General features: G+C 38.8%; 10 protein-coding genes. 8 read left to right on the forward strand and 2 right to left on the reverse strand.

The features are described from left to right. The first annotated feature begins 39 nt into the window (after nt 1–39). Nucleotides 40–1383, forward strand: coding sequence for an outer membrane channel protein TolC (gene tolC / locus AC27H3_RS00765; RefSeq protein ID WP_487102938.1), 1344 nt, complete (start codon nt 40–42; stop codon nt 1381–1383). 366 nt (nt 1384–1749) lie between these two features. Here tolC and hldE read toward each other — a convergent pair whose 3' ends face one another. Then, nucleotides 1750–3177 carry a bifunctional D-glycero-beta-D-manno-heptose-7-phosphate kinase/D-glycero-beta-D-manno-heptose 1-phosphate adenylyltransferase HldE gene (hldE, locus tag AC27H3_RS00770; protein ID WP_487102939.1) on the reverse strand — a complete coding sequence of 476 codons (1428 nt, stop codon included), beginning with the start codon at nt 3175–3177 and terminating at the stop codon, nt 1750–1752. Between the two features lie 69 nt (nt 3178–3246). Here hldE and lpxL point away from each other — a divergent pair, with 69 nt between their 5' ends. After that, nucleotides 3247–4185 (forward strand): LpxL/LpxP family Kdo(2)-lipid IV(A) lauroyl/palmitoleoyl acyltransferase, encoded by a 939-nt coding sequence (lpxL, locus tag AC27H3_RS00775; RefSeq protein ID WP_487102940.1) that lies wholly within the window; start codon nt 3247–3249, stop codon nt 4183–4185. A 74-nt stretch (nt 4186–4259) separates the two neighbouring features. After that, nucleotides 4260–4961 carry a TcpQ domain-containing protein gene (locus AC27H3_RS00780; RefSeq protein WP_487102941.1) on the forward strand — a complete coding sequence of 234 codons (702 nt, stop codon included), beginning with the start codon at nt 4260–4262 and terminating at the stop codon, nt 4959–4961. A 27-nt stretch (nt 4962–4988) separates the two neighbouring features. Here the strand turns inward: AC27H3_RS00780 and glnE are convergent, their stop codons facing one another. Further along, nucleotides 4989–7886: a bifunctional [glutamate--ammonia ligase]-adenylyl-L-tyrosine phosphorylase/[glutamate--ammonia-ligase] adenylyltransferase gene (gene glnE, locus AC27H3_RS00785; protein ID WP_487102942.1), complete on the reverse strand. Its 2898-nt coding sequence runs from the start codon at nt 7884–7886 to the stop codon at nt 4989–4991. Nucleotides 7887–7999: 113 nt separating this feature from the next. Here glnE and AC27H3_RS00790 point away from each other — a divergent pair, with 113 nt between their 5' ends. The 5 genes from AC27H3_RS00790 (at nt 8000) to AC27H3_RS00810 (ending at nt 12996) form a co-directional block, all read left to right on the forward strand. Then, nucleotides 8000–9010, forward strand: a complete 1011-nt coding sequence (locus AC27H3_RS00790) for a hypothetical protein (protein WP_487102943.1) — start codon at nt 8000–8002, stop codon at nt 9008–9010. 8 nt (nt 9011–9018) lie between these two features. Beyond that, a complete protein-coding gene (locus tag AC27H3_RS00795) occupies nt 9019–9921 on the forward strand; it encodes a DUF350 domain-containing protein (RefSeq protein ID WP_487102944.1) in 903 nt (300 codons plus the stop codon). Nucleotides 9922–10014: 93 nt separating this feature from the next. Then, complete coding sequence (locus tag AC27H3_RS00800) at nt 10015–11721, forward strand: polyamine aminopropyltransferase (RefSeq protein ID WP_487102945.1); 1707 nt, start codon at nt 10015–10017, stop codon at nt 11719–11721. Nucleotides 11722–11869: 148 nt separating this feature from the next. After that, nucleotides 11870–12283, forward strand: a complete 414-nt coding sequence (locus AC27H3_RS00805; protein ID WP_487102946.1) for a YjfI family protein — start codon at nt 11870–11872, stop codon at nt 12281–12283. Between the two features lie 23 nt (nt 12284–12306). After that, nucleotides 12307–12996, forward strand: coding sequence for a PspA/IM30 family protein (locus AC27H3_RS00810; protein ID WP_085304071.1), 690 nt, complete (start codon nt 12307–12309; stop codon nt 12994–12996). Nucleotides 12997–13067 lie beyond the last annotated feature (71 nt).

A 13067-nucleotide genomic window follows, 5' to 3' on the forward strand; every position in this document is an offset into this window, starting at 1 on the left:
AAATAATAGCATGTTCATTATTACAGGAATCGCTTCAAGATGAAAAAAACAATAACCGCACTACTTATTGGCCTTGCTTATACTGCGAGTAGCTCTTTAGCTAATGCCGAAGATTTATTGTCAGTATACCAACAAGCACAAGGGAATGATCCGGTTGTTCTTAAAGCGCATGCGCAATTTTTAGCCACTGAAGAAGGTATTGAACAAGCTCGCTCTGTATTATTACCACAAATTAATGCTTCTGCTTCTTACACTGATAGCAAGAACGAAATTTTTAATACTGTCACTGGTGAAGTTAACGACTTTAACAATGAGAACTTCTCTTATGGTGCGAGCCTAAGCATGGAGTTGTATCGTCATTCAACATGGTTAAACTTGGCTAATGCTAAAAAACTTGCTCATCAAAGTGATATTGCTTATCAATCGGCTAAGCAAGAATTAATCGTACGAGTTACTGGCGCTTACTTTAACGTATTAAGTGCTAAAGATGATTTAGAATTTTCAATTGCAGAGAAAGCAGCGATTGAACGTCAATTAGAACAAACAAAACAACGATTTTCTGTTGGCTTAACAGCCATTACTGACGTTCACGAAGCGCAAGCTCAATACGACAATGCGGTAACCGAGCAAATTCGTGCAGAAAATAACGTTTTCAATGCTGAAGAAGCTTTACGTGTTATTACCAATATTTACCCGCGTGATTTAAACATATTAAACACTGAGCGTTTTGCGACATCTCGCCCATACCCAGATAGCGCCAATGAATGGCAACAAACTGCTGAAGCGAAGAACCTTGATTTAATCGCGCAAAAAATTAATATGGATATTGCTAAAGAAAATATTAATATCGCACGTTCTGGTCATTATCCTTCACTTGGTTTAAACGGTAACTTAAGCTCTTCTGATGATAACCGTTCACAATTGCCTGGCGTTAATCCTCCGTCTTTAGACAGTCACTCTATCGGAATAACATTAACTGTACCAATTTATTCTGGCGGCTCTATTTCAAGCAGTGTTAGACAAGCTCAAAGTAATTATGTTGCCGCAAGTCAAGATATGGAACAGTCTTATCGCAACGTAGTACGTAACACCCGTAATGCCTACAATACTGTTATAGCTGCAGTATCAGCGATAAAGTCGTTAGAACAATCTGTGGTAAGTGCACAAAGTGCATTAAAAGCTACAGAAGCTGGCTTTGAAGTAGGCACTCGTACTATCGTTGATGTACTTAATAGCACCAGAAACCTTTATAACGCTAAACGTAATCTATCTTCAACACGATACGATTATATTCAAAACGTTTTAGCACTTAAACGCGCCGGCGGTACAATTACAGAACAAGACTTAAAAGATATTAACCAAGGCTTAATTGCTGCTGAGTAACAATTCCAGCGTTAATTAAACCACATAAAAAAAGCAGCATTTATATGCTGCTTTTTTGCTATTTGAAATAGCGGTTTATTACATAACCTGAACTCTGGATAATGAGTGCTTGAAACTCAAGTGAACCAAAAGCTTAGGTAATAAAGTAAATGCTATAGCCAGGTGAACATCACGAATAGATATCATCAATGCTTCATTTTATGCCATTTCCAAGGCAAAACGTTTATGAATAGCGCGCTATTTATCGACGTTTTAACGCAGAAAATGGCTTAAAAGGGAGCATTGAGCAAGTGCTGCTTATCCAGAGTTCAGGTTACATATGTAAGATAAACACTTATAATCGATACGGTTATCAACAGTGAGTGTTTAGTCTTCTTGTTTAATCGCGTTAATAATTTTAGTGGTAGAAATACCATCTTCAAAGTTCAACACTTTAACTTCACCACCTGCGGCTATTACCTCTTCACCACCTGCAATATCTTCCACTTTATAATCGCCGCCTTTTACTAAAATGTTCGGTAGTATGTTGGCAATTAAACGTTGTGGCGTATCTTCACTAAATGGCACTACCCAATCAACAGCGCCTAAACCAGCAAGTACTGCCATACGACGGTCTACTGGATTAACAGGACGACCGGGCCCTTTTAAGCGGGTCACTGAAGCATCATCGTTAACGGCAACAATAAGTCGGGTACCTAAGGTATTTGCTGTAGATAAATATGAAACGTGTCCCGCATGAAGAATATCGAAACATCCGTTTGTCATCACAATATTTTCACCGCGTGCTTGCGCTAATTCAACTGCAATTTTAAGTTGATCCTCAGTCATGACACCAAAGCCACTTTCTTGGCCCGATAAAAGCTCAGCGCTAAGTTCTGCTTCGCTCACCGTTGAAGTGCCCAATTTACCAACAACAATACCTGCTGCTATATTTGCTAAAGCACTGGCTTGAGCAAAATCGGTTTTAGCGGCAATTGAAAGTGCTAAAGTAGCAATAACGGTATCGCCCGCTCCTGTTACGTCATAAACTTCTTTCGCTTGAGTAGGTAAATGAAACTCTTGCTGATCATGCATTAGCAGAGTCATTCCCTGCTCGCTTCTGGTGACCAACATTGCTGTTAAATCTAACGCTTTAAGCAGTGCTTGGCCTTTACTGACAATTTCAGCTTCATTTTTGCAATGTCCAACAACCGCCTCAAATTCTGCAAGGTTTGGCGTAATTAAGGTTGCGCCACGGTATTTTGAAAAATCAGTACCTTTTGGATCAACTAATACCGGAATATTTTGTTCTTTAGCCGCTTGAATAAGTGCCTGTACTTCTGACAAAGTACCCTTGTCATAATCTGACAATAACAATAAATCGTGTTGAGCGACCAAAGCTTTAGTTTGTTCTGTCAGGGAGTATTTATCCATTTGTGCAAAAGATTCTTCAAAATCTAAGCGCAATAATTGCTGATTTCGACTTAAAATACGCAATTTTGTGATCGTTGGATGATCTGCAGACTGAATAAATTGACAATTTATATTCATTGCAGACAGCTGTGTTTGCAATGTTTTTGATGCTTCGTCTGCACCGGTAATACCAAGCAAAGTTACTTGACCATTTAGCGAGGCAATGTTCAAGGCTACGTTAGCCGCGCCTCCTGGGCGATCTTCGTCTTGATGTATTTTAACAATAGGCACAGGTGCCTCGGGTGAAATACGTTGTGTTGGTCCAGACCAGTAGCGATCTAACATGATATCACCAACGACTAAAACACGCGCTTTTTCAAAAGCGGGAATATCTACTTTCATCCTGTACCCTATAACAGATATAATAACCAATATTGTATCACAAGCAATTCAATGAGTTGAAATCATCCCGTGAGTAAAAACAAAGTTTTACAACCAAATTTTAAAATATCTTACCTATTACCTAAATATTGGCTAACGTGGATTGGAGTGTTTATTCTTTATAGCATTTCTTGGTTGCCTTACAGGTTCCAGTTATTTCTAGGTAAAATGATTGGCCGATTACTTTATAAAATTGGCTCAAGTCGAAAACGAGTTGCTTTAAGAAATTTAGAGCTGTGTTTTCCTGATATGTCTGACGCTGAGCGCCAGGTTATGCTCAAGCGCAATTTTGAAAATACCGGCATTGCACTACTCGAAACCGGCATGGGTTGGTGGTGGCCAAATTGGCGTGTAAAGCGCAAAACTAAAGTTATCGGCCTTGAACATATTGAAGCAGCACAAAAGCAAGGCAAAGGTATATTACTACTCGCCATGCACTACCTTAGTGCTGAAATTAACTGTCGTGGCATTGGTTACGGGCATCCAATGGTGGTTTTTTATCGACCACACAACAACCCTTTAATGGAGTATTTTCAGTTTCGTGGCCGTGGCCGTTCGAATAAATATATGTTGGGAAAACGTGATGTTAAAGGTTTACTTAAAGCCCTTAAAGATGGCGAAGCATGTATTTATTTACCGGATCAAGATTACGGGAGAAATCGCAGCGTATTTGTACCTTTTTTTAATGTCCCTGAAACCGCTTCAACTACCGGTACATTAATTTTTGCTCGACAAAAAAACACTCAAACTCATATGCTGATTCCAACACGCAATGACGATGGCAGTGGTTATACATTGGAGATAAAGCCGATGCTGGAGAACTTTCCTACCGGTGACGATACAGCAGACGTTTTACGAATAAATCAAGAATTAGAAAAAGCCATTATGGTTAAGCCAGAGCAATATATGTGGTTACATCGTCGCTTTAAAACACGACCTAACCAAGACGATCCTTCATTATATGATTAAAATAAGTTGTTAAATCTATATACAAAAATGCAAACTATGATAAAAATTAAATAACAAACGACAATAAGTGATTTATGAAATTATTTTTTAAAATTATTATAGGCCTTATTTTAATCGGTTTAGGTGCTGCACTTTGGTTAAATAAAGCGCATTTATTCGGAGGCAATCAAAGTACTTCGCAACTACCTGCAGTAACTAATGCAGATCATCATCATAAAAGCGAAACAACGTCAGAAAGTGAGTCTGCAGAAGAGAAAAAAAGTGACACTGAAAACATTGTAAAGAAAAATAGCAATGCGGCAGCCGATGGACTTTCACGTTATTATGCCAATCTACATGGCGAAATGGACGGCAAAGGTCCAAAAATTCGCAATAATATTGTCTATTTACCTGAGCCAGAAGGAGATTTAGCGTTAATATTAGAAGAAAGGCGCTTAATCACTCGGCCTTTGCGAAGAAGCTGGACTGGCAATACTGACAACCATCCATTTCGCCAAGATGAAACCTTGTATCAGAAATTATCTGAGTATTCTAAAAGCAATGATGTTGAATTAATTTGGTGGTTAAATCGTGATTTTATCGTCAAAAGCCCTTTTAGAATTAATAAAGATATTATTAAAACCTCATATCAGGTAGGTAAAGCCATTGAAGGCCACTTTGAAAATGGCCTTTCAATTTATTTTTGTTACCAGCAACGTGCTATTGTTTTAATAGAGTACGATATTCCTTACTTAGCTAAAGAATGTTTAAAATTACACAAAGATAAAAGTTACTAGCGCAGACATAATACTGCGCTATTTTTTCTAATGTAGTAACGCTGAAACAATATTCATTACTTGGTTATGCTCTGCAGTAAACTCCGCCGCAGGTATCATTGCTGGACTGTTTTGTAAGGTTGCATGATGGCTAAAATCACGCAATTTACAATAGTTTTCAACCAAAGTTTGCTGCTGATGCACAGTAATAATATCAATACTAGCTAAGTATTCGAGTAAATTAATATTATCGGAGTAAGTGCTTAACTTAGGGTGGTCTATTGAATATGCGAGCACTAAATACTGCACAAGGAACTCAATATCAACCAGTCCACCAAGCCCTTGTTTAATATCAATTTCAGTTGATGATGACTTATCCAGATGGCGCCGCATTTTATCACGCATTTTTAACACGTCTTCACGTAATACTGCTTTGTCACGTTTTCTCATTAATACATCGCGCTTAATATCTTTAAACTTTAATGCCAACGCTTCATGACCATATATAATACGCGTACGCACTAAAGCTTGATGCTCCCACGTCCATGCATCATTATTTTGATAATGGTTGAAAGTATCAATATGCACCATTAACAAACCTGCATTACCTGAAGGCCTTAAACGCATATCCAATTCATATAAAATGCCATTTGCCATTCGGGTATTAAATAAATGCATCATTCTTTGCGCAAGTTTTAAATAGAATTGGCCAGCCGAAATCGATTTTTCACCTGAAGTCATTTCTGCCAAATCGGCATCATGCACAAAAACTAAATCTAAATCTGAGCTATAACCGAGTTCAATACCGCCTAATTTTCCATAACCAATAACCGCAAAACCTTTATCTTGGCAGTCTAATTTACTGCTAGGTACACCAAAGCGTAAGGCCATTTGCTGCCATGCTAAGTTGGCCACTTCTTCTACTAGTGCTTCTGCGAGTGCGGTTAAATGGTCACTGACTTTAGTAATAGGCAAAATATCAGTGATATCTGCAGCAGCGATACGCAATTGTTTAGCTTGTTTGAATTGACGTAGCGTTATCATTTGCGCTTCTTGATCATCTTCGGGCACCCGCAACATAGTTTCTCGCAACTCAGCAGCATAAGAAGATAATAACGGTGGTTGATGAAATAATTTGGGGTCAATCAATTCATCTAATAATATAGGAAACTTGGCTATATGCTCAGCCACCCAACTACTATTTCGACATAAATGTATTAACTGTTTTAACGCTCCTTCATTCTCAAATAGTAACTCAAGATAAGCCGTTCGAGTTGCAACGGTAGTCAACACTCCTAATACTCGCGCTAAGGTTTCATCGGTTAATTTCAACTCTGCAAGGTGCCAAAGTACTGTTGGTATTAATTTATCAAGGGTTTGTCTACCACGACTTCCCATGCTTCGTTTAACCATTTCACGACGAAAATCTCTTAATGTTAGCCATAAAGATTCACTATGGGTAAAAATTACCCCGTTAGTGGTATCAAGTAATTGCGGTGAATGTTCAATCCAAGCAATAGACTCTTCATCGCTCCATTGGCTATCCCATAATGTTGTCCAGTATTGATCTACAGCTTGTCGATTTGGGCTTTCCTCACCAATAAGCTCGCCAAACTGTTGATGAACACCTTGCATATGAAACGTAAGCTGAGTAAGAAAAGTAGGCCAATCGCTACACTGGCTATCCGCAAGAATAGTCACCAAACGTTGTTTATCTAATTCGCATTCAGGCAGTTTTTGAGTTTGTTGATCGTTTATCGCTTGAATAATATTCTCAACCCGACGTAAAAAACGATAGCTATTCGTTAGCACCTGCGCGCTTTGAGGGGTAAGTTCACCGTGAGTTACGAGTAAGGGCACTACCTTTAATAGATTACGATGTTGCAAGTCGGTATCGCGACCGCCTCTGATCATTTGGAAAACTTGGACAATAAACTCTACTTCACGAATACCGCCAGCGCCCAACTTAATATTATTGGTCAGTTGCTTGCGTCTAACTTCTTGTGCAATCAAAGCTTTCATTCGGCGCAGACTATCAATAACACTAAAGTCGATATAGCGGCGGTATACAAAAGGCCTAAGCATACTCGACAACTGACCGTGATAATCGCTTTCACCAATCAAGCGTGCTTTTAACATGGCATAACGCTCCCAATCACGCCCTTGATCTTGATAATAGTTTTCCATGGCGGTAAACGACAACACCAAAGGCCCACTTTCGCCAAAAGGTCGTAAACGCATATCAACACGATAGACAAAGCCATCAGCCGTTTGTTGATTCAAAGCCGTTATTAATTTTTGACCTAAACGGGTAAAAAATAATTGGTTATCTATACTGCGCCTAACACCTTGTGTTTCACCGGCTTCTGGATAAACAAAAATTAAATCTATATCTGAAGAGAAGTTCAGCTCTTTGCCGCCAAGCTTTCCCATACCATAAACCAGTAAACGTTGAGGAACCCCTTCAGCGTTAACCGGAGTACCCCATTTTTCCTGACAAAATATTGATAACCAATCATTTGCTGCAATGATTAAATGATCTGCCAAAGACGACAACCTTTTTAATGATTCATCAAGCGATATGCCTAACAAAAAATCGCCAACAGCAATATGTACCATTTGCTCTAAACGAAACATTCTCAAACAATGCTGTAATTGCTCTTCTGTTTTACATGGCTCCAGCTTCCCTTCAATTATATCGCCATATTTTGGGGTGTTTTTCGTAAGTAACTGTTCACTATTAAACAGATCAACAATCACGTTTGGAGCCTGTATAGCGCTGCGTAATATAAAGTCACTTAATGCGATTGCGTGTTTAAATAGTGCTAATCGCTCCGGTGTAAGACCATCAGTCGCGTTAGGAAATTGTTGAGAAAACTGTAACCAACTTTTATCTTGCTGTTCAACAAGTAGTGGTGAAAATGACAAAGGAGATGAATTAGGCACGTTATCCTCGAAAATAGTTACAAATGCAAATGAGCATACAGTTATAATGTACAATAAATTAATTTCACTGATATACCTAAAACATTAGACATAATATGTCATAAATGGTATTAATGAATGATTACCATAGCATTTTTGAGGACAGTATGGCAGGAATGCAGCCCCTAAAATTAATGATACTTTTGCTGACGTTACTACTCTTTGCTTGTTCAGATCCAGTTAAAGAGCAAATTACCCAGCAAATTCCACTCACAGAACAACGCATTAACATGCTGGCTAAAGCGCTTGCTAATGGCGAGGTTCGTAACGCTAATTTGATTGGTCAATATGGCTCAAGGCTATTAGACTCTAAACCAAGTTATAAACCGTTAATTGACGAGTTTTTAAAAGACACCGGCACCCAAGGGCCTATGTTTTTAGCATTAGTTGATCGATTAAACACGGTAAAAAATCAACCGCAAATGTTTGAGAGCTCTCAAGCTATTTACGACGAGTTACTAAATTTATATCAGGCTGCTGATCCTGTTTTATACTCTGACGCCTTAAGCGACCCACTCAATGTGTTAGCTGATATGTCCGACGGAACTTTGCCACGTGTTAATGCTATGTCAAAATCACAAAGTATGTCAGCTAATAAAGCCCAAGACTTTGGCACCGGCGAACAACTTATTGGCAATCCTTCCTACGGCAGTTGGACAACTGGTTCAAATGGTATGTCCTTCTGGGCTTGGTATGGTATGTATTCAATGATGGGTGATTTATTTGGTTCACGTCGCACGAGTTATAATGATTGGGGTCGTAGTAGAAATTATAGCTATTACAATGATTATGGCCGTAAACGTTACAGTTCACCTGATCAACTGCGGAAGCAAAATGATATCGACACACGTACTAAAAAATCATTTGAAAGCCGCGGTCAAAAATATACTAGCACCTATAGTAAAAACAGAACTGGCGCGTCAAGTATCTCTAGTCAAAGTAAAAGTGCACAAACCAGTGCCAACCGATTTGCTAGCAAAACAACCAATAAAAGCGCTTATGCTAAATCAAGTAAAAGTGCTAAAAATGCTAGTTTTAGAAACAGTAAGAGTACAACGTCACGTAGCTTTAGACGTGGAAAGTAGGGATAAATATGAATACATTTATTGAAATAACCGGCCTCAATCTAGAGCTATTAATTTTCTTAGCCATTGATATCACCATCGCTATTATATTACTGGGCGCTATGCGCTTTATCAGTGGTTTATCAGCAAAGGTTAACTCAACAGACGAACTTTCTAAAGAAGATAATTTTGCCTTTGGTATAAGTGTTGCCGGCAGTGTGGCTGCCCTGGGTATTGTATTAACCGGTGCCATAGCGGGAGAAAATGCAGATAGTTATTTAATGGAAATTATCGGCATGGCAAGTTATGGCATTTTTGGTTTAATCTTGATTAAAGTTGGTCGCATTTTTCATGACCGCTTTGCTTTAAACCAAATTGACAAGAATGCGCAAATTAAATCACGTAATATTGCCGTTGGCATTGTTGATGCATCAGGTGCTATTGCTACAGCGATTGTCATTCGTGCTGTACTACTTTGGGTTTATGGTTTAGACATCAGCACCTTTGCCGCCATTGCCGCTGGCTTTGTAGTTTCACAAGCTATGCTAGTGTTAGTTACTCGACTTAAAGAACGCCAATATGCCAAAAACAACCAAAACAGCAGCATGCAAAATGCCTTTGCACAAGGACATGTAGCACTTGCCATTCGTTATGCAGGCCAAGCTATAAGTACTGCCTTAGCTGTTACAGCAGCCAGTCACTTTCTAACTTATAGTCCAGAAACCTTAATGGTTAATTTAGTCGGCTGGTTAGTTTTTGGTATAACCATGACATTATTGGTCGCCCTACTTACTTCTATTGCTAAACGCCTAGTACTCATGGGCATCAATTTAGTTGAAGAAGTAGACCATCAGCACAATATTGGTGTTGCTTGTGTTGAAATGGCGATCAGCATTTCAATTGCACTACTACTAACGGCGTTAATGTCTTAACTGCCGCTAAAATCTGCATATTAAATCAAGCGCAATTATGCGCTTGATTGCTTTCTAACCAATAAATACAGCGCATTAAAGCTAGGAACATTCATGATACTCGAAAGAAATCGGCTATGGGACGATACACTCCTGATTTTAACTATGGCTGTTTTAGCGGGTTGTGGACTGATATACGAATATCTATTGTCGCACTATGCAGGTCGTGTTTTAGGTATAATGGAAAGCACCATATATGCCATGATTGGCTTAATGATCGTTGCCATGGGCTTAGGTGCATTTGCCGCCCGTAAAATTCAATGTGCTTTTAATGGTTTTGTATGGCTCGAACTCACCATCGCATTTCTAGGTAGTAGTTCAATATTGATCATTGGCGGGTTAATCGCTATTACCCAGACCTTCCCTGAAATACTAGGTAGTATGTTCAACCTGCCACCAGACGCTTACCCGCGAGGTGGTATTTTTAAACAACTCAGTTTTCTTGCTTTTAATAGCCCGTACTTTTTCGGCTTAATTTTAGGCTTTTTTATTGGCATGGAAATCCCCTTAATCGCGCGAATTCGCGAAGAAATACACCAGAAACACCTAAAAAACAATCTTGGCACCATCTACGGTGCAGATTATATCGGCGCAGGTATTGGCGCTGCTATTTGGGTTATTTTTCTGTTATCAATCGACATTAGCAAAGCCAGTGCACTAACCGCTGCTTTAAACTTAACGGCCGGCGTAATTTTCATACTTTACTACTGGCAAAGGCTTACTTGGCGAAAAACCTTAATTACAGCCCATGGGGTTTTATTAGTAATGATCATGGCTATATACCATTATGGTAATGGTTGGTTGAGCCAAATGAGTAACTTACTTTACCTCGATAAAGTTGTTTATAGTGATAAAACGCGTTTCCAACAACTCACCTTTACTGAACGAAATATGGGGCCTGAAAGCGGCAATATTATTAACTTTTATTTGAATGGCCGCTTACAATTTTCATCTTCCGACGAGTTTATATACCACAGTTATCTCGTCAGCCCAGTTTTAGCAGGTTCTGCACGCCATGAAAATATTCTTATCATAGGTGGCGGTGACGGACTCGCCTTGCGAGATGTGCTGCAATGGCAACCTAAACACGTCACTTTAGTTGACCTAGATACTGAATTGATGCAGTTATTCAAAAACCCACATGAAAAACTACCTCACTCTCTAGCTAATGAAATTGAAACGTTAAATGCAGCCAGTTTACGTGATGAAAGAGTTAACATTATTTCTGCTGATGCCTTTATTGCTATCGACACATTACTGCAAAGCCAACAAACCTTTGATGCTATTATTGTTGACCTACCTGACCCGAGCCACCCGGATCTCAATAAACTTTATTCAGTTAATTTTTATGCTCGCTTAAAACAGTTGCTTGCGGGCGATGGCTTAATTGGTATTCAATCTGCTAGTCCTTATCACGCTAAGAATGCCTTTATTGCGATAGGAAAAACGGTACAAGCTGCTGGCTACTCAAGTGTTCAACAATATCATGACAACGTGCCAAGCTTTGGTGAATGGGGTTGGACTATCGCCAGTAAAATTGGCGCTTCTCCGCTTACAAGATTAAAAAATATTGAAGAATTCCCTACACCTCATCATTGGCTAACCTTACCTATGACTATTAATGCTTTTGAGTTCTCCAAAGGTTTTTATGAGGACAGCAAGTCAGTACCCGTTAATTATCTAGGTAGCCATGCCATTTATCAACTGCATCAAAAAGCATGGCAAGATCAACAAGGGTTAAATAATGCCCATTTACAATAAAAATGATTAAGATGGATTACAAAATAAAATGAATTAGCACTTGACATAATATGTCACAATGCTAAATTACTCCCAACACGACATAATATGTCGTCAGTAAAATCAAGTTAATTGGTTTTACGCTACTTATTAGAACATGAGGAAGAACATGAATATTCATAAGATAGCTGACTATTTAAATGCTTTGGCCGATGATTCGGACACCGGAATGACCTTTGACTGCCAACCTATTTCAGGTGAAGTAGATGTACTGCAAATTACTGTTTTTGGTCGCGAAGAGCTGCCTATATTTGTTTCAGTAACAGATGACCAAATTCTTTGCATTACTTACCTCTGGGGTGAAGAAGAAGTTAAAGCCGATAAGATCAATGAAATGCACGTAAGCATGCTAGAGATGAACATTCCAATGCCGCTGTCTTCATTTTCGAAAATCGGTGATAAATATGTCATTTTTGGCGCCCTAGCGATTAGCTCAACTTTTAATGACATAGAACACGAACTAGCGGTATTGAGTAACAATGCACTAGAAATTATTGACGACATGAGTGATTACTTAATTTAAGCAGCCACCTTAGGAGTATTATTATGAGTATATTTAAAAAAATTATGACCGCTATTCGCGGCGGTGCAACTGAAGTTGGCGAATCTATTATTGACTCAAATGCCACTCGCATTTTTGAACAAGAAATTCGTGATGCAGAAAATCACTTAACTAAAGCTAAACGTGATTTAACCGGTGTTATGGCACAACAAATGTCATCTAGCCGTGACGTTGAACGTATTAAACGCGAAATTACTGAACATGAAGGTTATGCTGTTCAAGCCTTAGAAAAAGGTGATGAAGCACTTGCATTAGCAGTTGCTGAGAAAATTTCTACGCTAGAGAATGAGCTTACAACACAGCAACAAGCACTTGATAGTTTTCAAGGTAATGCTGAACGTTTAAAAGAGCTAGTTAAAAAGAGCGAGCGCCAAGTGGCTGAGTATAAGCGCCAATTATCTATGGTTAAAACCACTGAAAGCGTACAAAAAGCAACTTCAGCCATTACTGATAACTTCTCATCAAGTAACTCAAAGTTATTAAATGCTAAAGACTCGTTAGAGCGCATTAAAGCTAAGCAACAGAAATTTGATGATCGCATGAAAGCTGCCGAAGTATTAGAGTCTGAAAACTCAGATACTTCGTTAGAAGCTAAGCTAAAAGAAGCAGGTATTGGTGCTAGTGATAACAGCGCTAATTCAGTACTAGAGCGCTTAAAAGCCAAGCAAAAATAAATCAACAATTTGATTTACCGCTTTGTATCTATGATGCAAAGCGGTTTTTTAGCTTTATTTAGCTCAACTAT

The organism is Colwellia sp. NW0002-52-1, from assembly GCF_057550865.1.